The 25328-nt window shown below is 46.5% G+C and carries 23 protein-coding genes; 2 read left to right on the top strand and 21 right to left on the bottom strand.

All coding sequences use genetic code 11. From position 1 onward, the window contains the following. Positions 1-6: 6 nt before the first annotated feature. The 21 genes from MOZ60_RS06290 to MOZ60_RS06190 form a co-directional block, all read right to left on the bottom strand. The gene (locus MOZ60_RS06290; protein ID WP_370596023.1) at positions 7-1404 is read right to left on the bottom strand and encodes an RNA-binding domain-containing protein; all 1398 of its coding nucleotides are present in this window, start codon (positions 1402-1404) and stop codon (positions 7-9) included. Between the two features lie 502 nt (positions 1405-1906). After that, the gene (locus MOZ60_RS06285; RefSeq protein ID WP_370596022.1) at positions 1907-5524 is read right to left on the bottom strand and encodes a CAP domain-containing protein; all 3618 of its coding nucleotides are present in this window, start codon (positions 5522-5524) and stop codon (positions 1907-1909) included. A 252-nt stretch (positions 5525-5776) separates the two neighbouring features. Continuing rightward, the gene (locus MOZ60_RS06280; RefSeq protein ID WP_370596021.1) at positions 5777-6625 is read right to left on the bottom strand and encodes a hypothetical protein; all 849 of its coding nucleotides are present in this window, start codon (positions 6623-6625) and stop codon (positions 5777-5779) included. Between the two features lie 119 nt (positions 6626-6744). Beyond that, positions 6745-7353: a dTDP-4-dehydrorhamnose 3,5-epimerase gene (gene rfbC, locus MOZ60_RS06275; RefSeq protein ID WP_277007098.1), complete on the bottom strand. Its 609-nt coding sequence runs from the start codon at positions 7351-7353 to the stop codon at positions 6745-6747. 1 nt (position 7354) lies between these two features. Beyond that, a complete protein-coding gene (gene rfbD, locus MOZ60_RS06270) occupies positions 7355-8278 on the bottom strand; it encodes a dTDP-4-dehydrorhamnose reductase (RefSeq protein WP_370596020.1) in 924 nt (307 codons plus the stop codon). After that, entirely contained in the window at positions 8275-9306 is a 1032-nt protein-coding gene (rfbB, locus tag MOZ60_RS06265; protein ID WP_370596019.1) for a dTDP-glucose 4,6-dehydratase, read from the bottom strand. The genes rfbD and rfbB overlap by 4 nt, the downstream gene beginning before the upstream one ends. A gap of 3 nt (positions 9307-9309) precedes the next feature. Beyond that, complete coding sequence (gene rfbA, locus MOZ60_RS06260) at positions 9310-10221, bottom strand: glucose-1-phosphate thymidylyltransferase RfbA (protein ID WP_370596018.1); 912 nt, start codon at positions 10219-10221, stop codon at positions 9310-9312. Positions 10222-10286: 65 nt separating this feature from the next. Further along, entirely contained in the window at positions 10287-11468 is a 1182-nt protein-coding gene (locus tag MOZ60_RS06255; RefSeq protein ID WP_370596017.1) for a MerR family transcriptional regulator, read from the bottom strand. Continuing rightward, positions 11461-11694, bottom strand: coding sequence for a DUF1653 domain-containing protein (locus MOZ60_RS06250; RefSeq protein WP_370596016.1), 234 nt, complete (start codon positions 11692-11694; stop codon positions 11461-11463). Before MOZ60_RS06250 ends, MOZ60_RS06255 begins: the two co-directional genes overlap by 8 nt. Positions 11695-11807: 113 nt before the next feature. Next, the gene (locus tag MOZ60_RS06245; protein ID WP_370596015.1) at positions 11808-13007 is read right to left on the bottom strand and encodes an ATP-binding protein; all 1200 of its coding nucleotides are present in this window, start codon (positions 13005-13007) and stop codon (positions 11808-11810) included. A 235-nt stretch (positions 13008-13242) separates the two neighbouring features. Then, a complete protein-coding gene (locus tag MOZ60_RS06240; protein WP_370596014.1) occupies positions 13243-14436 on the bottom strand; it encodes an RNA-guided endonuclease TnpB family protein in 1194 nt (397 codons plus the stop codon). A 19-nt stretch (positions 14437-14455) separates the two neighbouring features. Beyond that, positions 14456-14872: an IS200/IS605 family transposase gene (tnpA, locus tag MOZ60_RS06235; RefSeq protein ID WP_370596013.1), complete on the bottom strand. Its 417-nt coding sequence runs from the start codon at positions 14870-14872 to the stop codon at positions 14456-14458. Positions 14873-15393: 521 nt separating this feature from the next. After that, positions 15394-16515, bottom strand: coding sequence for a UDP-galactopyranose mutase (gene glf, locus MOZ60_RS06230; protein ID WP_370596012.1), 1122 nt, complete (start codon positions 16513-16515; stop codon positions 15394-15396). Between the two features lie 15 nt (positions 16516-16530). Beyond that, the gene (locus MOZ60_RS06225; protein ID WP_370596011.1) at positions 16531-17532 is read right to left on the bottom strand and encodes a hypothetical protein; all 1002 of its coding nucleotides are present in this window, start codon (positions 17530-17532) and stop codon (positions 16531-16533) included. A gap of 50 nt (positions 17533-17582) precedes the next feature. Continuing rightward, positions 17583-18434, bottom strand: coding sequence for a peptide chain release factor N(5)-glutamine methyltransferase (gene prmC, locus MOZ60_RS06220; RefSeq protein WP_370596010.1), 852 nt, complete (start codon positions 18432-18434; stop codon positions 17583-17585). Continuing rightward, the gene (gene prfA / locus MOZ60_RS06215) at positions 18431-19513 is read right to left on the bottom strand and encodes a peptide chain release factor 1 (RefSeq protein ID WP_277645627.1); all 1083 of its coding nucleotides are present in this window, start codon (positions 19511-19513) and stop codon (positions 18431-18433) included. Before prfA ends, prmC begins: the two co-directional genes overlap by 4 nt. A gap of 17 nt (positions 19514-19530) precedes the next feature. Then, positions 19531-20727, bottom strand: a complete 1197-nt coding sequence (gene rpoD, locus MOZ60_RS06210) for an RNA polymerase sigma factor RpoD (RefSeq protein WP_370596009.1) — start codon at positions 20725-20727, stop codon at positions 19531-19533. Positions 20728-20840: 113 nt separating this feature from the next. Beyond that, positions 20841-21044, bottom strand: coding sequence for a 50S ribosomal protein L31 (rpmE, locus tag MOZ60_RS06205; RefSeq protein ID WP_108774856.1), 204 nt, complete (start codon positions 21042-21044; stop codon positions 20841-20843). Between the two features lie 87 nt (positions 21045-21131). Next, positions 21132-22409: a UDP-N-acetylglucosamine 1-carboxyvinyltransferase gene (gene murA / locus MOZ60_RS06200; RefSeq protein ID WP_370596008.1), complete on the bottom strand. Its 1278-nt coding sequence runs from the start codon at positions 22407-22409 to the stop codon at positions 21132-21134. 52 nt (positions 22410-22461) lie between these two features. Beyond that, positions 22462-23316 (bottom strand): MurR/RpiR family transcriptional regulator, encoded by an 855-nt coding sequence (locus tag MOZ60_RS06195; RefSeq protein WP_370596007.1) that lies wholly within the window; start codon positions 23314-23316, stop codon positions 22462-22464. Positions 23317-23411: 95 nt separating this feature from the next. Continuing rightward, positions 23412-23717, bottom strand: a complete 306-nt coding sequence (locus MOZ60_RS06190; RefSeq protein ID WP_108774853.1) for a hypothetical protein — start codon at positions 23715-23717, stop codon at positions 23412-23414. A gap of 609 nt (positions 23718-24326) precedes the next feature. On the opposite strand from MOZ60_RS06190, the gene MOZ60_RS06185 reads away from it, so the two are divergent. After that, complete coding sequence (locus MOZ60_RS06185; RefSeq protein WP_370596006.1) at positions 24327-24968, top strand: DUF6088 family protein; 642 nt, start codon at positions 24327-24329, stop codon at positions 24966-24968. After that, positions 24952-25254 carry a nucleotidyl transferase AbiEii/AbiGii toxin family protein gene (locus MOZ60_RS06180; RefSeq protein ID WP_370596005.1) on the top strand — a complete coding sequence of 101 codons (303 nt, stop codon included), beginning with the start codon at positions 24952-24954 and terminating at the stop codon, positions 25252-25254. The genes MOZ60_RS06185 and MOZ60_RS06180 overlap by 17 nt, the downstream gene beginning before the upstream one ends. Positions 25255-25328 lie beyond the last annotated feature (74 nt).

Below are 25328 nucleotides of genomic sequence, written 5' to 3'. Positions count from 1 at the left end.
TCTTTCTTATAATACGTGCCAATAGCCCGTCTTATTAGATCCAACTCGTTCCAGCAGTCCATGTTCTTTAAGAAAAGCAATGCCCCTGTCAATTGTTGTCTTGCCAACCCCGATTGCCTTCATTAACTGCTGTTTTGTCATACCAGGTTCCTGTTCTAATTCATTCAGAATCTTCTGCTGATTTTGTGATAAATGGACGTTTACATGATCATTTCTATCGCGTTCATTCTTAGGACTCTTTTGCTTATTTTCACTCTTTTCACCCATCACATTGATCCAATGAAACGGAATTTTCACAACAATAGAATTTTCTCTGAATTCAAAAGCCTCTCTGCCATACAGTTTTGTAATGACAGGAACACCTCTTCCTGTCTTCTCACTGATATGCAGTTGCAGAAAGATTTCAGACAGCTTTCTGTTCACCGGTACAGATTCTCCTGCAAAGAAGCCTTCCATTGTCTGTGCACCATCAATGGTGCCGCGGGACAAAATTTCAATCCGATCTGAAAACACACTAATCATTGGCTCATTGCCAGATACCCAGAGATTATGAACAAACGCATTGATGACAGCCTCACGAAACGCTGCATTTTCAAATAGGGGGACATCTTTTCTCTCTACCACACGGTTTGTCTCATCAGCCTGAATGATGTTTAACACATCTCCATAGCGCAGCACCTCATCCAATGTGTACAAAAGGCACTGGTAGCCAAACTCTCTGACAGAATACAGCTTGTCTGCTTTACTTGGCCCAGAGAAAATGGATACCCGCAACGGCATATGAGAATTATCAGAAAGCAATTGAGCCAGCATATTATATCTTCCATCTTCAGTATAGAAAGACAGATTCTTCTTAAATGTTTTCGGATTCAGTTTGATTCCTTTTGCCCCGTAATAGATCAGCAGCTTCTCAAACGAGAGGTCCTGAAACTGTGATGGTGTATTTTCAATTGTCGGCTTGCCATGACGAAGGATATCGAACAAATAAGATTCCTTCTCAGGATATCTGCGCAGATTTTCTTTACTGGAGCCAATTCGGATATAACGCTCACGGCCAAAAGCAACAGGCACAATCTTAGCGGCAGGAATAACAAGCAATACTACTTTCTTCCCATTTTTCTCACTCTCTTCAAAGCGAAAATTCAGATCCGGAGACAACTGTCTTGCCAGAAAATGCTTTAACGGTTCCTTCTTCACATCACAATTCGGATTAAACCTTGTACCGGTAACCTCATGCGTCTGATCATTGATTCCCCATACGAAATAGCCATAGGATCTTCCTTCTATGGCAGCACTATTAGCAATTGCAGAGATGTATTCACCAAGCTCAACAGGATCAAACCAGTTCTCTGTACATTTATACCATTTCAGCTCTTGCTCACACAGCTGGATCTCTCTAATCACTTTTCTAGCATCCATCATCTAACACCTACAAGAAGTATGACATATATGGACTGTAATAAAGCAGCAAAAAGACAGTCAGGCCATATTTCAATCTGATCATCACATTCGAATCGAATCAATTTGCGAATCGTTACAAATCGTTTTGCAACAAGCAAATCAACGAATCATACCGTTTGTTCTGCAAGCGTATCATGATGATCAAGAAGGCTGCTGCAAATGCACAGTGATGAGTGCCTGCCCCAAAGCAGACATTTTTTCATATCACCATATCAGAAGCACTTGTTCATTGCAAAAGCAATTTCTCTGTCAATTATTGACGTGTCAATCAAAGTTTTATTCATCAGTCTTTTCATTGAGACAGTCGTTGTTACCAGAATGCATTCCAGAATTAATGCAAAATGAAGAGGGGCTGTGCGGCCAATAAGAAAGGATCTATGACTGAAAGAACGAGTCTTACAAATCATAGATCCTGCTTTTGATACAGTGATATGCGTTAGCAGACTTAGCTACTGTGCTTCCGCTTCCTGGAAGCAAGGCTGAATACAGAGAATGATGCAATTGCAGCAGATGCAATCAATGCAATCTCATATCCGGCAAGATCAGAGCTCACACCAGTCTGAACAGATGTGACTGCCTTGGTGCCTGCTGATTTACCAGTACTATTGGAAGTGCTGTTCTCATCAGTGGCTTTTGCTCTGGAGATTGTAAAGTCATAGGATGCAGAACCGTGGTCAGAAACCATGGTCAGGGTATGTACACCTTCAGCCAGAGAATTAAGGAAGGACTTTGTAAGGGTCAGCTCTGTGGAACCAGCTTTTACTGTATAATCCGTTCCTTCATTGATCTTGTTACCATCGACCAGTGCTTCATTGAATGTATCCAGATCAGCCTTGGTCTCAAATGTCATGGAACCATCCGTATTGATACCATCATAGATAATGGTGCGTGCATCCTGTTCCAGCTGAAGCAGGTTATTGTACTTTGCAACCGCATTTACATAGGTCCGATGTTTGTTGTAAAGATCAGTACCTTCAGCAACCTTGGCAGCCGCTTCATCTGCAGCTTTCTGAGCTGTCTCATAAGCCTTCTTTGCCTCAGCTGCCTTCTGATCAGCATCAATCAGATCCGCAATGCTCTGGTTGAGATAAGCAAAGTCCTGATCCGTGATTTCAGTAGTCTGAAGACCGTTGTATACCAGTTTCTTCGCTCTTGCCAGCTTATCAGCAGCAGCTTCTTTAGCAGCCTTGGCAGACTGATAATCAGTCTCTGCCTTTTCAGCAGCTTTCTCCAGAACAGTCAGCTCACTTTCAAGTACAGTCAGCTTCTCGGATTCCTCTTTTGCCTTTGCACATGCATCTACAACATTCTGATAAGAATTCTTGACAGACTGCAGTGTTTTCTCTGCACTTTCAAGAGCTTTCTTAGCAGCCTGATAAGCAGCTGTCTTATCCGCAACGGCCGCATTTGCCTTATCAGCTTCCACCTTAGCCTCTTCAGCCGCTTTCTTAAGATCATCAAGCTTACTCTGTTCTACCGCAAGGTCAGCCTTGGCATCTTCATATGCCTTCTTAGAGGCTGCTGCCTTAGCCTGGGCAGCCTCATATGCAGCTTTTGCTGTCTTAAGATCCGCATTCAAAGCCTCAAGATTCGCCTGTGCCTTGTTCTTAGCATCTGCTGCATTGGAAACACTTGTTTCTGCAGCTGTCACCTTAGCTGCTGCATCATCAGCAGCCTTCTTAGCATCACTTGCAGCTGTCTTTGCCTGGGCAAGAACAGCCTGTGCATCACTGACAGCCTTAGACTCAGATGTATTGTTCATCTGACTCAATGCAGTCTGCTTTGTCGCAAGATCCTTTGCGGACTGCGCAGCCACAGCCGCAAGCCTATCTGCATTCCCCTGCTGATCCGCCACAGCCTGTGTCTGTGCATCCAACTTCTTCTGCGCATCCACAACCGCCTGTACGGCAGCAGCAACCTGCGCACCAGTAGAAGTCTGCTTGCTCAATGCGTCCTGCAAAGTCTGTTGAGCCTTGGCAAGATTAGCTTTGGCAGCCTGTGTTCTGGAATCAAGTGATGCCTGATACGCCTTAATGGAGTTACGCATCGCTTCAGTCGTTGTAACACCCACAGAGGAGTATTTCATATAATCTTCAACACCGGAATAGTTGGACCTGTCAATATCGAAGTCCTGCGTAGCGGTATTCCAGGCATGGTTGTAGCCACTATCTGCTCTTTGATTAACACCAACACCAGTAAAGCTATAATTGCTTGTAACCAAGTTAAGATAATGTCCAACCTGAACATTATTTGAACTGCCGAATTTACCTGCTGCTGCGATTTCTTCTTTTTGCTTGTCGGTTAATGAATCGACATAATTCTCAACTTCTTCCGCATCTGCCTTCTTATGTGCTTCTTTTTGATTATTGAAATAATTCTTGTTGATATAATCAAAAACGGCTTTTTCATCATCATACCAGCCCTGATAGGCGGCATCTGCCCCCTCATACCACATCCAGGCTGCATTTTCACCATACGTTCTGGCTCCGTAATAATACATGTAATGTCCAGTAAGATTAAGCGTCATTGAAAATGCTTCTACGTTTGAATTAGCCTGTGCTGTTGCCATCAGATACGGAGAAACCTTCAACTCAGACAATCCATTAGATTTCCTGATTTCATTGCACTTGTCAATATAATCAAGAGCCTTCAGCATGTTCTCAAGCGAGGTAGCATCTGTGCTGTCTCCGATCTTTGTAACGCCAGCTGCTGCAAGTTTCTGGCGGGATGCATCATCAATGTCTGCGTAGGAATAGAAGCTTGTTGGATCACTAATCGCCTTTTTCAGAAGTTCAACCGCATACTTGCCATCATCTCCAAGAGATTCGAAATAACCAAGTGAACTGTCAATTGTTGCAATCTGCTGGTTGATCTTATCAACATCTGCCTGGGCAGCTGTTACCGCATCATCAGCAGCTTTCTTGGCTGCTTCCTTGTTCTTCTGATCTGCTTCAAGATTACTCTTTTCTGTTGTCAGCTTTGTCAGCTCAGCCTGAGCCGCTTTCAGATCATTTGCAGCAGAAGAACTTGCTGCATTGTCTGCATCAGCTTTTGCCTGGGCTTCTGTGACTGCTTTCTGGGCACTGTCAATCTCTGCATTCTTCTTGTCCAAAGCTGCATTGGCACTTGTTAAGTCAGATTCTGCCTTTGTCTGAGCAGCCTGTTTCTCACTCAGGTTCTTATCAGCGTCTACCTTTGCACTGACAGCAGCACTTCTGTTAGCTTCAGCAGCAGCTAAAGCAGTAACGGCATTATCGTAAACAGCTTTTCTTGCCTTATACTCATCACTGTCCTCAACATTCTTAGAAGCAACCGTGTCATAGATCTTCTTTGCCTGAGCTTCAGCAGCTGCATCACTGTCTGCCGCAGCACTCTTGGAAGCTGTATCTGCTGTTTTACTATCAACTGTCTTGCTTTGATCTGTGACTGCCTGAACAGCATTCGTGGATGCTGTATTTGCACTTTCAGCAGTCTTTTGGGCAGCGTTCAAAGCATCTGAAGCAGCAGTAGAATCCTTTGTCTTGCTCTCAAATTCTGATTCAGCATCAAGCACGTCATCCAGTGAGGCATTGTTTTTCTCTGCCTCGGCTGCAGCCTCTCCCGCGTTCTGTGTCACTTCAGCCTGCTTGCTGATTTCTTGTTGTTGATCAGTAACAGCTTTGCCTGCATCAGTCTTAGCATCTGCGGCAGCCTGTTCATCCGCAGCGGCCTGCTCTGCACCAGACTGCGCATCTGTTACAGCCTTGTCAAAAGCAGACTTGGCATTGCTGTCCTTTTCAATTTCAGCATCTGCTGCCTTCTCAGATGCTTCTTTGGCATCTTTGGCCGCAGCAGACTTTTCTGCAGACTCAGCTGCACCCTGCTGATATTCCTTCTCACCAGCCTCTGCAGCTTCAACTTCCTTCTTGGCATCTTCACTTGTCTCAATGTTTTTTGCCTGCTCATTGCCTGTGTCAACAGAATCATCTGCGTGAACCTGAATCATTGTTGAAACAGTTGGTGCTACAGCGCTAGTTGTGATAATGGCGGCAATTGCCGCAGAAGTAATTTTCTTCTTAGACATAGTCTCCCCCCCAACCTGTTCGAGCACTGCTGATTCCTTCAACAGAATCAGACCGCGTACTGATCAGGTACTGTATACAAGAACTCTATCCTGTCCAATAATTCAGTGTCAATAGATAGAATGGTGATTTACTTGCACTTTACAATAATCTCCATTATGAGATTATCGATTGATGTTTTTTAAGTACTCAGCCATAGGTTTCATCTGCTCTTTCTTACGCTTTTCACTCTGAATTTCAAAATAGTGGATTTTTCAGATCTGATACCTTGTTCGTCTTGCTTGCCCTGTTTTGACAACCAGGTATCGATTAGACAATACATTCAAAGCGCGGATCACCGTTGCTTTACTCAGACCGGTGGATGAAACAAGCTCACTGCTGGAAACAAGCTGATGGTTATCTAGAGACTGATAAACCTTGCTTTCAGTAAACGTCAGGTCAGGATGTTCATCAATCACAGGCAGAATTATCTGGATCATTTGATCTTTGCTTTCAAAGACAGGTATCTGCTTTCTATTCTTATATGTCACGCGGATTCTCTGAAAATCTTTGTCAAAGGAATCAATAGCGTGCATATGAAACAAGACAGAGGTCAGAACCGGATGGTATGAAAATGAAGAACTGCCGGTAAATGCAATATTGATGCAGTTATCATACATTGCAATCTGTATGTTTGATTGATCACGCCAGTCATGATGAGTAATCGCATAAAGAACTGCCTTTTGAAAAGCCGTCTCAGGAACCAGTTCTCTTTTCTCTCTCAGGATTTTCTCAATCACTTCTTCCTGATAGTATCTTTGATACATCATCAATGCCTGCTCATACTGGGACAGCATAGAAACACCAGCTGCAGAAACCTGCTCCTTGACGATATTGGTCTGTTTCCCATACCTCACAATCTCAATGCCAGAAAAGCGATTATGATCCGCAAGCAGACCAGCCGCATTGTTATATCCTTCTTCATCGCTGTACAGACCTAGCACCTTCAGAATATCAACGGTCAATTTCCTGATGCCAACCGTTTCTTTCAGCTTTTTCTCCAATACCGTAAAGGAGAGATTTTGATTTGCATATCCAAGCTGATCAAATATTTTTTCTTCCATGGTGAGTACCTCACCAACATTCTACAGGATACAGGTTTTTATTGTGAAACGATTTTAGAATCGTCTCTTTTATGTTGACTCCATCAAAAAAGCCAGGACCTTCATCCTGACTTTGTATCTTAGAACTTGAATGTATCTTTCAGGCCTGCCCACTTCTGGTCTTTGTCTGACAGGTTGAGCGGGGTGCCATCTTCCAGGGTATATCCTTCCGCACTAGGCGTACCGTTGTAGGTACCCTTGAGCTGCGGCCATTCGACACCGATCTCAGGATCATTCCAGGCCATGCCGCCTTCATCATTGGGATGCCAGTAGTCATTGACCTTATAGCAGAATTCTGCCTCATCTGACAGTACCAGGAAGCCATGGGCGAATCCTTCCGGAATCAGAAACTGCTTCTTGTTGTCTTCGGAAAGTGTGACACCATACCACTTGCCATAGGTGGCACTGTTCTGTCTCAGATCAACAGCGACATCAAACACCGTGCCTCTGACAGCTCTGACCAGCTTACACTGCGGATAGTGCTTCTGGAAATGCAGACCTCTGAGCACACCTTTGGTGCTCTTGGACTGGTTATCCTGAACGAAGTTAATGTGGAAGCCAGCTTCCTCCATATCCTTCTCATTGTATGTTTCCATGAAATAGCCGCGGGCATCTCCATGTACGGTTGGTGTAATCACACACAGACCTTCAATGCCGCCAACATTCTTCTCTACTTTGATCTGTCCCATCTTACAAACTCTCCACATCTAATTCATCAATATAGCGCTTGACTGCATCACGCCAGTCCGGCAGCGGTGTAAAGCCATTTTCAACAAGCTTGCTCTTGTCAAGACGGCTGTTGAACGGTCTGGCCGCCTTGCTTAAACCATATTCCTCTGTGGTCACCGGAATGACCTTTGTCTTGAAGCCGGCATCCTTGTAAATCTCCTTGGCAAAATCCGCCCAGGAAATATAGCCGCCCTCATTGGTCGCATGATAATAGCCATACTTGTCAGTCTCAATCATATCCACCAGCAGTCTGGCCAGATCATACGTATAGGTCGGTGTCCCGATCTGATCATTGACAACTCTGACCTCATCATGTGTCTTGCCAACTTTCAGCATCGTCTTGATGAAGTTCTTGCCGTTTTTGCCAAAGACCCAGGCAATGCGGACAATGAAGTACTTCTGCAGTGTATTGGCAACGGCCAGCTCACCTTCCAGCTTTGTCTTGCCATACACATTCAGCGGCTGATAGTCCTTGCAGTCAGGCTGCCATGGCGCGGTGCCCTGTCCATTGAACACATAGTCTGTAGAAATATAGACCATTTTGGCATCCAGTTCCTTTGCCGCATTGGCAATGTTCTGGGTACCGCCGGCATTGACAGCTCTGACCTTGGCGACTTTGTCATCATCCTCAGCCATATCCACGGCTGTCCATGCTGCACAATGGACAATGACATCGGGATGAATGTTCATCAGCGTATCATGCACTGCCTTTGCGTCGGTAATATCCATTGCCACATACGGCATGGCAGTAACAGCAGAACCATCCTGCACACCAGCATAGGCCGGGGCAATATCAGAACCAATGCCCTCATAGCCGCGCTTTGCCAGCTCATTCATCACATCATGGCCAAGCTGGCCGGAAACACCTGTTACAAATACTCTCATCCAATTACCTTCTTCTTGCCATACATCTCTTCATAGTAATTCTGATAGTCACCGGCAATGATATCCTTCCACCAGTCCTGGTTGTCCAGGTACCACTTGATCGTCTTCTTGATGCCATCGGCGAACTTTGTCTCCGGCAGCCAGCCCAGATCCCTGTGAATCTTGGCCGGATCAATGGCATAACGCTGATCATGGCCCTTGCGGTCCGTCACATGCTGAATGAGAGATTCCGGCTTGCCAAGCTCCTTCAGGATAATCTTTACAATATCGATATTGCGCATCTCATTGTGGCCGCCGATGTTGTAAACCTCACCAACATTTGCCTTTCTGATAATCAGATCAATGGCACGGCAGTGATCTTCCACATACAGCCAATCGCGGATGTTCAGACCCTCGCCATACACCGGCAGCGGCTCATCGGCCAGAGCTCTGGCAATCATCAGCGGAATCAGCTTCTCCGGGAACTGGTAAGGACCATAGTTATTGGAGCAGCGGGAAATCGTTGTCGGCAGGCCATAGGTTCTGTGATAGGCATTGACCAGCAGGTCAGCACTAGCCTTGGATGAAGAATACGGAGAAGAAGTATGCAGCGGGGTCTCTTCCGTAAAGAATAGATCCGGACGGTTGATCGGCAGATCACCATATACTTCATCCGTAGACACCTGATGATAACGCTTGATGCCATACTTGCGGCAGGCGTCCATCAGCACACTGGTGCCAATGATATTGGTCTCCAGGAAGATCTCAGGATTTTCAATCGAGCGATCCACATGACTCTCAGCCGCAAAGTTAGCAACCACATCCGGCTTTTCATCCGCAAACAGCTTATATACACCCTCACGGTCACAGATATCCAGCTTCACAAACTTGAAGTTCGGAGCATCCATGATATCCTTCAGAGTCTTCAGATTGCCGGCATAGGTCAGCTTGTCCAGACAGATAATCTCATCCTCCGGGTGTGCTTTTCTTTCATAGAAGATAAAGTTGGAGCCAATGAATCCCGCTCCGCCAGTCACGATCATTTTCATAGTTTATTTTCCCTCTCTTTTTGCAATCGGTCCCTGCACAGAACCACTCACCAGACTTCTCAGATACGCCCCATACGGACTCTTGCCATACAGATCTGCCATCTTCAGAAGCTGTTCCTCATCAATCCACTTGTTATAGTAGGCAATCTCCTCCGGCACCGAAATCCGGATGCCCTGAATATGCTCAATGGAACGCACATAATTGGCTGCCTCTGCCATGGATTCCACCGTACCGGTATCCACCCAGGAGAAACCTCTGCCAAGAATCTGCAGATCCAGATCATCATGTGCCAGATAAACCTTATTCAGATCCGTAATTTCATACTCACCGCGGGGAGAAGGCTTCAACTGTTTGGCATACTGCACACAGCGATTGTCATAGAAATACAGGCCGACGACCGCATAGTTGCTCCTGGGGTGGGCCGGCTTTTCTTCCAGAGACAAAACATGTCCCTTCTCATCAAAGTCGGCAATGCCAAACCTCTCCGGATCCGATACATACTTGCCAAAGATCGTTGCCTTGCCCAGATGTTCCGCGTCCCCCACAGCCTTTCTCAGCATCCGGCCAAAGTGGTTGCCATAGAAGATATTATCTCCCAGCACCAGGGCCGCACAGTCATCACCGATGAAATCTTCACCCAGCACAAATGCCTGGGCCAGACCATTTGGTGTTTCCTGCACCTTGTAGCTGAAATGCATGCCAAACTGAGAACCATCGCCCAGCAATGCCTCAAAGTTGCCAATATCATGCGGCGTGGAAATAATCAGCACATCACGGATCCCTGCCAGCATCAATGTGCTCAGCGGATAAAAGATCATTGGCTTGTCATACACCGGCAGCAGCTGCTTCGATGTCACCCGTGTCAATGGATACAGCCGGGTCCCCGAACCACCTGCCAGAATAATACCCTTCATACATGTACCTCCTCATCACACAGGGAGTATAAAAGGTGACGCAAGGTCACCTTCAAGCATAATTTTTACTTTTTTACGGCAAGAAACACACCGGCATCCTTTGTAATCGTAAAACCACCCGCTGTCATCTTCACCACATAGTCGTGAAATTCCTTGTAGCGGTCCAGCAACAGCTGATTCTGATTGCCATGACATGACAGAATATAGGCAATCAAAGGCTCCGCCTCATGCAGGACAATCGAATCCTGATATTTTCTTCTCTCGATATCCCGAAAATAAGGAGACAGCAGTTGGGCACCATGATCCAAGCCAAACTTCTCATACAGCTTGTCTTTGGACAGCACAATCTGCGGCGAGAATGACTGCACAAGCTCTGTGATCTCTTTCATATGCCTGGAACTATACGTACTGGCCTCCAGATGTCCATTCACCTTGAGTACCCTGGCACATTCCTGCAGCACCTGTGAAAGATCATCGCAATAAAACAGCATGTGATTGGCAATGACAAGATCAAACGAATTGTCATCAAACGGCATATGCGCTGCATCAAACACCATGCAGGAGAATCGGGCATCATTTCGGAAGCGGTTCTGCACATCATGAATCATACCGGCTGAAATATCCGACAGTACAATCTGTACATGCGGCGGCAGAACAGACAGATTCTGCTGCCACAGGGCACCATTGCCGCAGCCAATCTCCAGGATCTTCATGCCATCCTGAATGGATGCCTGCTGATACAGCCACACAAACCAGCCCAAAGGATTGGTGGAATAGAGGGAATGGAGACGAATACGGGCGGTGATATTGGCCGCATTCTGATACTGTGTTTTCAGGCTGCGCTCCATGGCATCACTGTCAATCAGGGCCAGCATGTGGTCATAGTCCACTTCCTGCCCCTTCTTTAATGCGGACATGGTTGAAGACAATGCTTCTGCAACTGCCTGCATCTGTCCGATTCTTTCCTGCACCAGTTTCTGCTGCACACGCATTGTCTCCAACAGGAAGTGCTGATCAGCACCTGCCATCGTCATCTCTCGGATATCATCCAGAGAAAAGCCAAGATACTTGTACAGAAGAATCTGCTGCATGCGGCCAAGATCTGCATCATTGTATAACCGTGCGCCAGCATCAGAATGGGCAGAAGGAGACAGCAGGCCGATGCGGTCATAGTAGCGTACTGTACGTAACGACACATGTGCTCGCGCTGCAAATTCACCCGATGAATAAAAGCCCTTCTTAGTCATCTTTCACCAGCTCAAAGCGGTATTTCTGCTTTACATCCGGATATTTGACATGATCCACCTCAGACAGAAACATCGACTCAGGCCGTACAAACAGACCATAGTCCCCATATAAAGCACGATAAATCACAACCACCTCACGTGTCTCGGTATCAACGGCTTCATCCAGCACATAGTAGTACTTACCCTTGAAGTGTCTGTATACTCTGTTTTTAACAAGTTCCCGCATATCAGTATCATAGCATGCATATCGGTAAAAGAAATGTACTGCAAGCTAAGTATGCATGTATAGACAGAAGATACACTGCCAAAATACAGCGTTCTTACTGCTGTTAGCTGTTATCAGCCAATCTTGTATTTCGTTCCCCTGCCTTTTCCTTCAATTGTGATATATTGCTTTTCAGCCATTGCTTTTAACAGCCCGCCTGTCTTTGACCTGCCAAACGGAACCGCAGCCGCAATTTCACTGATTGATTTTGGCATTGTTTTGCTTAGAATCTGATAGACAATCTTTTCATCTGCAGACAGCTTTTCCTTGCTGATGACCGGCAGAATGACATGAATTGAGTTTTCGTAAACCTCAAAAGCCGGTTTCTGGATGCTGTTTTCATATGCTTCCCGGATTCTCAGAATGCCTGTTCCCAATATTTCTACAAGGTTCAGTCTATAGAATACATTCCCCAATTTTGGATTTCTCAGTATTGAAACACTCCCCCTCAGATATTCCTCTTTGGAAAGACCGGGTGGCAGCCCTCCCGGCGATGATACCTCAATCCGGTCATCAAACATCATTATCCGGATATTGACATTGATATCCCAGGTTCTGTGAATCAGTGCATTGGCAACTGCTTCTCTGAATGCCTCTTCAGGTACTTTTTCGATTTTGATTCGATCCATCCCGTGAATTTCTTCATATTGATAATAATCACGATATATTTCCATTGCTTTCCCGAGCTCATCAATAACCGATTGATGCTCAATAACCGCGCGTTTCAGAATCACATTGATGCTTTCCCCAAATCTGGCAATATCAATGCCAGGAAAACCATTCTCATCCGCCAGAATCTCAGCGGCATGGTTATATCCTTCCCCGTCACTGTATAAATTCAGCGTTTTCAATACATCCCGATTTAACGATGTAATACCGATTTTCTCCTTTGCCAGTCTCTCAAGAGTATTGAACGTCAGATCCTGTTTTTCGGCCGGGAGGTCCTCAAAATTGATGTGTTCACCCCTCAGGACCAGTCTGCTCAGTTCCAGACTGTCAGCCTCAATCGTGGCCGTGTCATTTCTTCTATACACTTTGGATTTATATGTATACGGAGTATTTCTTCCTGACCTGACCACAAGTGTCACTGTTTTATCTGACTCCTGAACGGACAACTCGTATGGAGGCTGTGGATGAATCGAATCATTAATCATGTTTTCGATATCCAGACAGGCTTGTACCGGATCATCCAAACCAACGACATCACCATGATCATCCACTCCGAAAACAATCTTTCCACCATCGTAATTGGCAAAAGCACTTACGGTCTTCAAGAATGCATTCGTAATATCTGATGTGAACTACTCGGCTACAAGTAACCGAGCTTCAAAGTGGCACAGGCCACTTTTCTTTTTTCCTGTGTTTCCAGACTGTCAGGAATGTGTACGTATCTCACAGTTTCCCATGAGGCGCGATGCATTCTGCTGTAGGTATTCTGCATGGTCTTGCGTTCTCCATGCAGTGGTTTCAGGCTATCCCCGCCGTCCCAGCGGTTGTTGTTGCTTTATTTCAGCATGTGCAGTAGATCCGCACTGCCTCATCTCTGATATTCAGCGCTGCGTTTTCATCACGGTCATGATGATGTCCGCAGTCAGGGCATGTCCACTCACGCACAGATAAATCTTTGGTGAGTTTGTGCAATGTCCCGCATTCATGGCACATCTGGCTGCTGGGAAAGAACTTTCCCACTTTGATGACGCGCTTTCCAGCCCTCTGTGCTTTATAAGCAAGCATGCTGGTAAACATGCCCCATCCCTTGTCGCCAACAGACTTTCCGAAGTGCAAAGACTGTGACATTGCCTTCATATTCAGATCCTCTATTCCGATCATGTCGTAGGTATCCACTAACTGTCGTGACAGCTTGTGTAAGGCATCGCTGCGCTGATGCTTGGCTTTCGCACACAGCTTTGCGATTTTTACCCGCTGTTTATGATAGTTGGAAGATCCTTTCTCCATATGAGACAGTTTTCTCTGCTCTCTGGCAATTCTGTTCTGCATAGCATGATATAGTTTGCCATAATCGATATGCTTACCGTTGGAATCGACACAAAAGTTATGCATAGACATATCCAGCCCGATTGCATTGTCCGGATCGATGTCATGACATATCTCTTCATGTGGCACTTCGTACAGGAGTGAAAAATAGTATTTGCCATCAGGCTCATGGGTGACAGTAACAGACTTCAGTACGCCGTGTGCTGGCACCGTACGATGTGCTCTTACCCTGATTTCTCCATCAATCTTAGGGAGGGTGAGAAAGCCTGCTTTTCTTTTGCCCATCCGAAAACGCAGATTGGTTGCGCCTTTGGAAGCAATATTTGTTGTGTATGAATCATAATGATCAGCTTTTCTTTTATACTTCGGATAGGCAGATTTGCCATTGAAGAAGTTGCCGAACGCTCTATTAAGGTGCAGCTGCACGTTTGCAAGCGCAAGCGAATCAACCTCTTTCAGCCATTGACAGCATGACAGATGTTTGTACCATGCCGGCGTCAGATTTAATGACTCACCTGTGTGCTTATAACATGCAGACCGATCATACAGCATGCGATTATACAGCCATCTGCAGGCGCCAAGTGTCTGGTTTAACGTCTCCATTTGCGCAGATGTCGGCATGCCGCAAAAGCGCAATGCAATGCGATCAACATCTGCAGAGGCACACTGTCCCGGTTTTCTTTTCTTTGCATTTGTGCTATTCGACATACCTGCTGCTCCTTTCCAGTTAGCGTTGAACATTCTGCTGATGAGCGATATAGCGTTTTACATTTTCTTCGCTCGCAGATCCTATCGTTTCAATGAAATAAGAGCCATTCCACAACTGTCCTCTCCATAATTGGTTTCTGAGCTCTGGATACAATTTGAACAGGCGCAGACCTGATGTTCCTTTCAGGTGCTTGACAATAAATGTAATTGACAGCTTTGGAGGGGCGGTCACAAAGCAATGTACATGGTCTGCTTCATCAACCTCGCACTGGTCAAGTGAGAAGCCATTCTCCGCGGCCACATCGTGTAAGATCTGCTGCAGTGACTTTTCTATATCAGGTGTCAGCACTTTACGCCTGTATTTGACGCACCAGACAATGTGATAGTGGATGTTGTATACGCAGGTACGCGCATGTATATATCTGTCATCTTTCATACATATAGTATAGTATATATCATCCGAATATATGTATTATTATCAAGCAAATATGTATAGTACACATAGTTCAAAAAGGCCGATTCATCTCCCCTACAAGTAAGGGAGAATTCTCGGCATACTTCTTAAACTCCAGTTGTTTTGTCTCTTTCATGATGGTCGTCTCCAATCCATTGTACTTTCAGGGTAAATGAATCTGCGTATATTTTCAACCGTATTTTTTTGCAACCAAATTCGCGATTGTTTTCCAACTGTATTTTTGAATTTTCACCTGAAAATCATGGCATAAATCAGGTTGAGATGGATCAAAAACCCATGATTCAATTGTTATTGCGTGTAAACACAAACGAAATCGGTCATAAATCCGGTTGTATTTTTTTGCAGCCGGATTTATGACCGCTCAGCAGTTGTATTCTTTGCCAATAGTTTGTTATCTTTCAGGATCCGGCGGATCACATGTATGCAGGCAGACATCTGATGACATAGCAAGATTAAAAAAAGAACCTTGCGGTTCTTTCTTGTTAAAGCAGGATTTCATCTGCTTTGTTCAAAGCACTGGCAATGACAGCATCCATGTCATAGTACTTGTATTCGCCAAGACGGCCGCCAAAGACAATGTTGTTTTCCTGATCGGCAAGTTCACGATACTTCTGATACAGCTCGGAATTTCTTGCATCATTGACTGGATAGTAAGGCTCATCGCCCGGCTTCCACTCAGAGGAATACTCTCTGGAAATGACGGTGCATGGAATATCCCTGCCCTCATCATCCTTGCCAAACTCAAACCATTTATGTTCAATGATTCTTGTCCATGGTGTCTCTCTGTCTGTGTAGTTGACAGCCGCATTGCCCTGGAAATTCGGCATATCCAGCAGTTCTGTCTCAAAGCGGACAGAGCGGTACTGCAGTGTACCCAGGCTGTAGTTGAAGTAGGCATCAATCGGTCCTGTATAGATCACAGTATCTGCCAGTGCATCAAACTGTTCCTTGTTCTTCAGATAGTCCTCATGCAGACGGACCTCAATGCCATCCAGCATATTGGCAACCATTTTTGTATAGCCGCCCATCGGAATACCCTGATACAGGGCATTGAAATAGTTGTTATCAAAGGTGAAGCGCACCGGCAGACGCTTGATAATGAATGCCGGCAGATCCTTGCAGTCGCGTCCCCACTGCTTCTCTGTATAACCCTTGATCAGCTTCTGATAGATGTCAGTACCCACCAGAGAAATAGCCTGCTCTTCCAGATTCTTCGGCTCCTTGATGCCGGCAGCTTTCTTCTGCTCCTCTATTTTTTCATACGCTTCCTGCGGTGTCACAACACCCCACATCTTATTGAAGGTATACATATTGAACGGAAGAGAATACAGCTCACCATGATAATTGGCTACCGGACTGTTGGTAAAGCGGTTGAATGTGGCAAACTGCTGGACATAGTTCCATACTGTCTGATTGTTGGTATGGAAGATATGCGCGCCATACTGATGGACGTGGATGCCTTTGACATCTTTGGTATACACATTGCCTGCAATCTGATCCCTGCGGTCAATGACCAGGACCTTTTTGCCTGCTTTCTTTGCCTCATGTGCGAATACGGCACCATACAGACCAGCGCCAACAACAAGATAATCGTACTGTTTCATCTTATCCCCTCATTCTTAATACTGCGTATATTCCGCCCAGGTACCATCACTCGGCATCCACTGGTTCTCACCAATCTGGTACCATGTATAGCCATCGGCCTGGGCCGTGGCGATGACTTCATACTCCTGTCCTGTTGTTGCAGAACCAACCTCATTGCCAGACAGAGAAGCACTGTCTCTGATCCTGACGGCATCTGCAGTCACCTTCAGATGACCGACATAGCCCTCATGTGCATTGGCTGTTGCTGCTGCAGTTGGTGCAGGCGTCGGTGCTGGTGTCACGGTCGGTGCGGCAGTGGCTTCCACTGTCTCCTTCGGTGCAGCTGTTACGGCCGCAGTCTTATTGGTCAGCCTGCCTTTGAGATCTGACACAATACTGCCGCCAGTGAAATGATCTACCAGATAGATACCGCCAGCCAGCAGTGCCAGAGTCAGGACAATGAATAACAGAATGGCCGGCAGCACAGAATGATGTTTCTTATTGTTCCTGTGATGTGTTTCCGGTTCCTGTCTGCTCTTCGGGGCTGTCTTTCTTTCTGTTTCTTCCTCATGTTCATCGGGATCAAACAGCGTATCCTCCAGAGACCTTCTCTGTTCACGGCTGGGATCATACTGCTTTGTCTCAATTGCCTCTTCCTGTTCCAGCTTCTTCATCTCTGCTGTTTCCTGAATCGGCAGATCCTTGACATCCAGATCCGTAAAGGCACCCGGCTCGGCATGACGGGGCTTTGGTCTATGAGATGTCTGTTGATACTGACCATAGTAGTCATCATAGGAATTGTTCTGTGGATAAGAGCGCGATGCATGCTGCGAAGGCCGCTCATATGTTTCATCTCTTTCCACACGCTGATGGAACTGAACCGTCTGCTTTTTCTGTGCTGATTGATCTTCATCCAGAGAAGGCAGCACAAAGTCATCCTCATCATCCAGCAGCCAGCCGCAGTGCGGACACTGCTTCATATCCGCCGGCACTTCAAAGCCGCAGTTTTTACAAATGCGCTTTCCATTTGATGTCATGAACCCCGCCTCCTTATATATCTATATCCCGGGATGATTGTATCATCCTATTACAGATTCCTGTAGACAAACAGCATGCGGTCCTTGCCATTCATATCCTTCAGAATCTCATACTTCCAGCCAGGAAGTGTCTTCTCCACAAGCTGTGACATCCGCTCACGCTGGTCCCAGCCCATCTCAAAGGCCATGAAGGCTTTATCTTTCAGCACCTTCTGGCAATCCGCAAAGATTTCCCGATAGAATTTCAGGCCATCCTCACCGCCAAACAATGCCACATGCGGCTCAAAGTCCACCACTGACTTTTCCATCTTCTCTTCCTGGGGAATGTATGGCGGATTGCATACAAGCACATCCACCCGGATGTTCTTCTCAACCAGCGGCTGCAACATATCGCCTGCCATAAACTGCACATCGGCTTCATTCATCTGTGCATTCTTTCTGGCCGTCACCAGTGCTTCCTGGGAAATATCGGTTGCCATCATATGCACATGCGGTTCTTCTTTGCATAACGTGATGGCAATGGCACCGGAGCCTGTGCCAACATCCACACAGTGAATGGTTTCATTCTTTGCGAAATACTGATCCATTCTGGCAAGAATGTTGGCACACAATTCCTCGGTCTCCGGCCGGGGAATCAGCACATCCTCATTGACAATAAACTTGTACCCATAGAACCAGGAATACCCCAGCACATGGGCCATTGGTTCCTGTTTCAGAATTCTGGCCATGCCTGCTTCAAAGCTATTGCGAAGATCTTCCGGCATCTCTTCCCTGAAATTGGCATACAGGTTATAGCGCTCCTGCTGTGAAAGCTCCACCAGATAGGCCATTACCGTTTCACGCGGCACATCATTCTGGTCACACAGCTTCTCATATTTTCTGACTTCCTGTTCAAATGTCACAGTTTTGCCTCCTGCAGCAGTCTCTTCTCTTCCTCAGCTTTTAAGCCGGCAATAATACCATCCAGCTTCCCCTCCATGATCCGATCAAGCTGGGTAATGGTCAGGCCAATGCGGTGATCCGTCACCCGGTTCTGCGGATAATTGTAGGTACGGATCTTTTCAGAGCGGTCACCCGTACCGATCTTAGCTTTGCGCAAAGCCCCGGCCTTGGCTTCTTCCTTTTCCCGTTCATATTCATACACACGAGAGCGGATAATGGCCATGGCCGTCTCCCGGTTTTCAATCTGGGATCTGCCTTCCTGGCAGTTTACCGTGATACCGGTGGGCTTATGCACAATACGCACAGCCGAATCGGTCTTATTGATATGCTGGCCGCCGGCACCGGAAGAACGGTGCGTCTCAATCTCAAGATCATTGGGATCAATCTCAAAGTCACTCTTTTCCACTTCCGGATAGCAGTAGACCGTAGCCGTACTTGTCTGGATACGGCCTTGTGATTCGGTCTTAGGCACACGCTGCACGCGATGCACCCCGCTTTCCCATTTCAGACTGCCATACACACCGCCGTCTTTTGCCTTGATCGAAAAGACAATCTGAGAGAAGCCGCCTGCCTCTCCTTCGGATGCCTCCATGACCTGTACCTTCCAGCCCTGGCTTTCCGCATAGCGGCTGTACATCCGGAACAAGTCGCCGGCAAAAATATTGCCCTCATCACCGCCGGCACCGCCGCGGATCTCCATGATGGCATTGCAGTCATCGGAAGGATCATGCGGAATGAGCAGCTTCTGGATATGAGCCAGCAGCTCCTCTTTCTGCTTTTCACATTCTTCTTTCTCACTGGCAGCCATTTCCTTCAGCTCCGGATCTTCTTCCTTTGCCATCTCGTCTGCCTGCTGCAGCCGTTCATCCAGATCACACAGCTGATGATATGCCTGTACCGGTGCTTCCAGCCTTGCCTGTTCCTTGCTCAGCTTTGTCAGCTTCGCAGGATCCGAAACAATGTCATCCTGCATCATTTCCCGGGCAATCTCATCATATCTGCCAGCCATCTCTGCCAGTTTTTCCTTTACGGCATCCATTCACATTCTCCTGACTCTTAATTCTTCAAATCTTCCAGCTCCGTGCGGTGGGCATGCATCCGATGCAGCCGACGCAGAGCCTTGGCCTCAATCTGCCGGATTCTTTCCCTGGTCACATCACACGCCTTGCCAACCTCTTCCAGGGTCTTGGGCCGGCCGTCATCCAGACCAAAGCGCATCCGCAGGATCATCTCTTCCCTTGGCGGCAATGACTTGAGCATATCAGCCACCATGTCCTTCATCGCCTGGTCGTTCATGTATTCTTCCGGATTGACAGCAGACTTATCCTCGATGAAATCACTCAGCGTGCTGTCTTCCTCTTCACCAGCCGGTGTCTCCAGAGAGACCGGCTGCTGGGCAATGCCCTGAATCTCACGCACCCGTTCCGGCGTCATGCCATTGCCAAGCTTACGGGCAATTTCTTCCACAGTAGGTTCCCGGTTCAATTCCTGCATCAGACTGCGCTGGGCACGGTTGACCCGCATGATCTGCTCCGTCATATGGACCGGAATACGGATATCGCGCGACTGGTCGGCAATGGCCCTGACCATGGACTGGCGGATCCACCATGTTGCATATGTAGAGAAACGGAATCCCTTGGTATAGTCAAACTTCTCCACAGCCCGGATCAGGCCGAGATTGCCTTCCTGGATCAGATCCTGGAAGGACAGGCCGCGGTTGGTATACTGCTTGGCCATGGATACAACAAGGCGCAGGTTGCTCGAGATCAGAAGATCCTTGGCATCTTTATATGCCTGAGAATCCACCGGATTTTCCTGCATGGCTTTGGCAGCGTCCTTTTCCTGCTGTGCTGTCAGCAGCGGAATCTGACCGATCTGGCGCAGATACTGCCGCTCGGCATCGCCAACACCATGAGAGCGGTTTTCCTCAATGTACGGGGCAGCCACATCATGATCTTCATCATCTTCCTCGTCTTCCTCAGAAGATTCATCCCCCTCATCTTCATCCTCATCAGAAGAAGAATCATCCCCGTCATCATCCGAGAACAGATCTTCCTCATCATTCAGGAAAATATCATTTTGCTGGCACCAGTTGAAAAGATCATCCTCCTCATCCTCGCTGAGATGATTCTTCTCGGCCATCTCCATGATGTCCTTCTCACTGATTTCCTCATTCTTTGCGGCTTTTTCGGCAAACAACTTCTTGATTTCATCCAATGATAAAAGCGTCTTTTTTGTTTCCTCTTTCACCATGACAATATCTCCTGTTCCTTTCTATTTTACAATGAAAACAGGATCTTTGCCTCCCCACAAAAAAGCGCAAACAAAAAACAGCTGACATCCATCAGCTGTCTGTTGTGTCCATCTTACTTCAGGCCGTACTTCTTGTTGAACTTCTCTACCTGGCCAGCAGCCTGAGCAAATCTCTGACGGCCAGTATAGAAAGGATGGCAATTGCTGCAGGAGTCAACTCTGATCTCCGGCAATGTGGAGCCTGTCTCAAACTCAGCACCACAGGATGTGCAGATTACCTTGGCCTTGTAATACTTCGGATGAATTCCTTCTTTCATGTTCATTCTCCCTTCTGCCTTACGCCTCTACGCGTGCGTAAAGAAAGTTGCGACAGTATATTACCATCCACAGACTGACAAATCAAGTCAGTCTTCTTCGTCATCCGCAACCTTTTCACGCCATACCTTAGCACCCATGGCATTGAGCTTGTCATCAATGTGATCATAGCCGCGGTCGATATGATAGATGTTGGAAATCGTAGTTGTGCCCTCTGCCAGCAGACCTGCCACAACCATGGCAGCCCCGCAGCGCAGATCGGTTGCGGCCACCTTGGTGCCATACAGCGGTGTCGGCCCATGAATCACAGCCTCGCCCTGATGCACATCAATATTGGCACCCATCCGGCACAGCTGCTCACAATGCTTGAAGCGCTCCACATAGATCGTCTCTTCCACATGTGAATCACCCTCTGCCTGGGTCATCAGGGATGTCAGCGGCTGCTGCAGATCCGTAGCAAAGCCCGGATACGGACGTGTTGTAATATCCGTTCCCTTAAGATGATCACTGTGGCGCACTGTAATCGAATCCACCGTTACATCCATGTCTACGCCCATCTCTTCCAGCTTCAGCAGAAGGGCTTCCAGATGATGGGGAATGACATTGTTGATCTTCATCTTTTCCGCCATGGCAGCCGCAATAATGATATACGTTCCAGCCTCAATGCGGTCCGGGATGATCTCATGGAAACAGCCGGACAAAGACGTCACACCGTCAATGGTAATGACATTGGTGCCGGCACCGCGGATGTGGGCACCCATCTTGTTTAACAAGGTTGCCACATCAATGATCTCCGGTTCTCTGGCTGCATTTTCAATCGTCGTTCTGCCCTTGGCATAGACAGCTGCCATCATGATATTGATGGTGGCACCAACGGAAGAAATATCCAGGAAGATCTTGTCTCCGACAAGCTCATCCGCATCGATTTCAAAGCATCCCTTTTCATATTTGACCGTTGCGCCAAGTGCTTCAAAGCCCTTGAGATGCAGGTCAATCGGACGGGGGCCGAGATAGCAGCCGCCCGGCATCTTCATTCTGACATGGTGATACTTGCCAAGCAAGGCACCCATAAAATAATAGGAAGCACGCAGCTTGGTGACCGCATCATCCAGCAGATCCACATTCTGCATGTGGGTAGGATCTATAATCAGATGGTCCGCATGGGGCTGATCCACCTGTACATTCAGTATCTTCAGTATTTCCGCAAGATTGCGTACATCCGCAATTTCCGGAACACCAACGATGGTTACCGGCCCATTGGCCAGCACCGCCGCCGGAATCAGGGCAACCGTCGCATTCTTACTGCCGGAGATCGTTACTTCTCCATTGAGCCGGTGTCCCCCTTCAATCTTGATTACTTCTGGCATATGATTTTCCTTTCCGCCTCAAATGCAGCAGACATATTGTACTGCAAAGGCGTTACTGTGCAACTTTTCCAGCGTTCTTTAGCATTGCCTCCTGCTGTTTCAGCCCCTGCATATTGGCTTCATAGTCTCTGGCAAACACAAAGCCATACAGGATATCAGCCAGCAGGCCCATGCCTTCCCAGCTGCCAAGTGCCCGCACGCCTGTACCTTCGGCATGGAAGGCAGAGTGCAGTACAATTGTGGCATTCTTCTGCAGGCCGGTATGGGCATAACCGGTCAGCAGAATAATCGGAATGTTCTTCTGCCGCAGAATTTCCGATACCGACTGCAGGGAAGATGAATTTCCATTGTAGCAGAGCATGATCGCCACATTATCATCCTGCCAGGAAGCTGCCTCAATCAGATCGGTGTTGGGCAGAATCGGCAGCCGTACATCACAATTGATGCTGCGCAGACGGGCAGCCAGTTCCAACTGTACCGGATAGTCTGTGGAATTGCCATAGATCACAACTTTATGATTCCGGGCAATCAGATCTGCTGCCTCCTCCATCTTGGAAAGATCCAGATCATTGAATGTATCCGTCAAGGCACGGTACTTCAAAGACAGGATATGACGGGCAATGCCATCTGCAGAATCATTCTGCTGAATGACAGCATTTGTGACCTCATCCCCGGCAATGAAAGAATTCATTTCCCGGGCAAGCTGTACGCAAAGCTCCTTATGGCCGCGGAAACCAAGCTTCTTGCAGAAACGGATAACAGTACTCTTGGAGACATACAGCTTTTTGGCAAGATCATCCAGCGGCATTTCAATGACTTCCCGTGTATGATCCAGGATATAATCCGATATCTGATTCTCAGCCGGCGTAAACCTCTCCCGGTTTTTAACTTTATCTCTTACAAGCATATAACCTATTTTAAACGGAATATGAAGACTTTGAAAATGAAAATTGTCTCCACCTTCCTGCGCGCACCATCCAAAAAAAGCATCCGTATGGATGCTCAGCCCTTCAGCCCAATGAAATATGTAATCCAGCGGACAATGATAATAATTGCAATCATCGTCCAGGTTACCATGGCAGGCATTGTCAGATGATGCTTGTCACGCTTTGCCCAGACATACCAGATACCTACCGGCGGCAGAAATGCACACAACAGATACGCATACCAGTTTTCCTTGCTTAACAGATCCGTAATCCGTTTCTGTCCCTCCGCATCCGTGGTCTGTGCCAGTTCACTGCGGATTCTGTCATTTTCCTCTTTCAGCTCTTCTTTGCTGAGCCGCTTGCGGCGATTTGCCTTTGCCATACGATACTACCTCCAGGAACACTTGTATCCTATTTTATAGGCAAAACGCAGCGCTTTCAACATAATTAAAATGTCTGGCTTGGGAAGAAGCCAGACCGGATGAAATGCGGCACATTGGGGGAAAGCCGCATTTTCCATGAGCCTTTCTCAGAGCCAACCGAATTTCTATTTGGGGTGAGGACAGTACAAACAACTTGGTCAATACTGTATTCGGGGGAAGCTGGCTCCTCAGCAAAAGACTCTTCGTTATTATACGTCGGTTTCAGATAAACCAAAGATGCAGAAGGAGAATCACCAACCAAATTCAAGAAATGACGCACTTTTTTCACAAATTTCAGATTTATTTAAGCGGTTTCACAAATAAATAATTCGGTAGAAGCCACTCCCCTTTATGGGGCGGTTTTACTATTAGCCTTGTTTTTCAATATAGTGTTCGATTGTCTCTTGTGATACTTGCCCGATAGGTGCAGCAAAATATCTCATCCCTGCAGAAATCTTCAATGTAAAAGTGATAGAGACTTTCCTTTCGCTTGAAAATTGTCCAGCTCTGAATTAGACTACAAATTAGATATATAATATTTCTAATTTATAGTAAAGGAGAGTGGGCTTATGACACAAGGTGAACAGGTGTATGAATTTCTGAAAAGTAATTTCAAGGAGAATGAGCCGATCCTTCTGGCTGAGATCATGATCCCAGGAATGAATGATGTAACAATTCGTCAGCAATTAAAGAAGCTCACCACCAAAGGACTGATTAAACGCTTTGATACTGGGATTTACTACATTCCCAGGGAATCAATATTTAAATCAGGATCTACACTTTCTGTTGATGATGTAATCAGAATCAAATATCTGAATGATCAAAATGGATGCTGTGGATATCTTGGCGGGCTCCTATTTGCAAACAAAATTGGAATCACTACACAGGTTCCTATGACCTATGAGGTATTTACAAACAAGGCAACCACAAAATACAGAAACACAACAATTGGTAATGTCCGGGTTATACTGAAAAAGCCTTATACAATCATTACAAAAGAAAATGTTTTAGAACTGCAGTTTCTTGATTTAATAAAAGAAGTGGATGAGGTTTCTGAGATCGATGGGCCCAGGCTGCAGAATCAGTTAATATCTTACATGAAAGCAAAAGGAATGAACTTTAATAGTCTTAAGCCATACCTTAAATATTATCCAGATAAGATTTACAAAAACATGTATGAAGCGGGGTTACTGAATGGAATATCTGCATAACAATCGAGCTGAATTTCTAACAGCGATTAACTTGACAACAGAGAAGTATGGTATTTTACCTGCTGTTGCTGAGAAAGACTATTATGTAACTCTGATCCTCAGGGGCCTTGCCAAGCGGCTTCCTTTTATCGTCTTTAAGGGTGGAACTTCCCTATCGAAATGCCATAAGGTGATCAAACGTTTTTCCGAAGACATTGATATAGCAATTGATGAAAAACTGACACAAAGTCAGCAAATCGATAAAATTGAACTGATCGAGCCTGCGGAAACAGTGTCAATAAGTTAAGTTAAGGCTTCGGTATACCGAAGTGCTATCAAACGGGTGTTGTCAATCATCCGGCGATGTAACGCCATAGGAGG

The sequence above is a fragment of the Grylomicrobium aquisgranense genome (genome assembly GCF_033971865.1).
Lineage (GTDB): Bacteria > Bacillota_I > Bacilli_A > Erysipelotrichales > Erysipelotrichaceae > Bulleidia > Bulleidia massiliensis.
This window is presented reverse-complemented; position numbering and strand designations above follow the sequence as displayed.

What these genes read in the sequence shown, in the direction of transcription:
- MOZ60_RS06285 (WP_370596022.1), bottom strand. Translation starts at nt 5,524, where the DNA reads ATGTCTAAGAAGAAAATTACTTCTGCGGCAATTGCCGCCATTATCACA.
- MOZ60_RS06280 (WP_370596021.1), bottom strand. Translation starts at nt 6,625, where the DNA reads ATGGAAGAAAAAATATTTGATCAGCTTGGATATGCAAATCAAAATCTC.
- rfbC (WP_277007098.1), bottom strand. Translation starts at nt 7,353, where the DNA reads ATGGGACAGATCAAAGTAGAGAAGAATGTTGGCGGCATTGAAGGTCTG.
- rfbD (WP_370596020.1), bottom strand. Translation starts at nt 8,278, where the DNA reads ATGAGAGTATTTGTAACAGGTGTTTCCGGCCAGCTTGGCCATGATGTG.
- rfbB (WP_370596019.1), bottom strand. Translation starts at nt 9,306, where the DNA reads ATGAAAATGATCGTGACTGGCGGAGCGGGATTCATTGGCTCCAACTTT.
- rfbA (WP_370596018.1), bottom strand. Translation starts at nt 10,221, where the DNA reads ATGAAGGGTATTATTCTGGCAGGTGGTTCGGGGACCCGGCTGTATCCA.
- MOZ60_RS06255 (WP_370596017.1), bottom strand. Translation starts at nt 11,468, where the DNA reads ATGACTAAGAAGGGCTTTTATTCATCGGGTGAATTTGCAGCGCGAGCA.
- MOZ60_RS06250 (WP_370596016.1), bottom strand. Translation starts at nt 11,694, where the DNA reads ATGCGGGAACTTGTTAAAAACAGAGTATACAGACACTTCAAGGGTAAG.
- MOZ60_RS06240 (WP_370596014.1), bottom strand. Translation starts at nt 14,436, where the DNA reads ATGTCGAATAGCACAAATGCAAAGAAAAGAAAACCGGGACAGTGTGCC.
- tnpA (WP_370596013.1), bottom strand. Translation starts at nt 14,872, where the DNA reads ATGAAAGATGACAGATATATACATGCGCGTACCTGCGTATACAACATC.
- glf (WP_370596012.1), bottom strand. Translation starts at nt 16,515, where the DNA reads ATGAAACAGTACGATTATCTTGTTGTTGGCGCTGGTCTGTATGGTGCC.
- MOZ60_RS06225 (WP_370596011.1), bottom strand. Translation starts at nt 17,532, where the DNA reads ATGACATCAAATGGAAAGCGCATTTGTAAAAACTGCGGCTTTGAAGTG.
- prfA (WP_277645627.1), bottom strand. Translation starts at nt 19,513, where the DNA reads ATGGATGCCGTAAAGGAAAAACTGGCAGAGATGGCTGGCAGATATGAT.
- rpoD (WP_370596009.1), bottom strand. Translation starts at nt 20,727, where the DNA reads ATGGTGAAAGAGGAAACAAAAAAGACGCTTTTATCATTGGATGAAATC.
- rpmE (WP_108774856.1), bottom strand. Translation starts at nt 21,044, where the DNA reads ATGAAAGAAGGAATTCATCCGAAGTATTACAAGGCCAAGGTAATCTGC.
- murA (WP_370596008.1), bottom strand. Translation starts at nt 22,409, where the DNA reads ATGCCAGAAGTAATCAAGATTGAAGGGGGACACCGGCTCAATGGAGAA.
- MOZ60_RS06195 (WP_370596007.1), bottom strand. Translation starts at nt 23,316, where the DNA reads ATGCTTGTAAGAGATAAAGTTAAAAACCGGGAGAGGTTTACGCCGGCT.
- MOZ60_RS06190 (WP_108774853.1), bottom strand. Translation starts at nt 23,717, where the DNA reads ATGGCAAAGGCAAATCGCCGCAAGCGGCTCAGCAAAGAAGAGCTGAAA.
- MOZ60_RS06185 (WP_370596006.1), top strand. Translation starts at nt 24,327, where the DNA reads ATGACACAAGGTGAACAGGTGTATGAATTTCTGAAAAGTAATTTCAAG.
- MOZ60_RS06180 (WP_370596005.1), top strand. Translation starts at nt 24,952, where the DNA reads ATGGAATATCTGCATAACAATCGAGCTGAATTTCTAACAGCGATTAAC.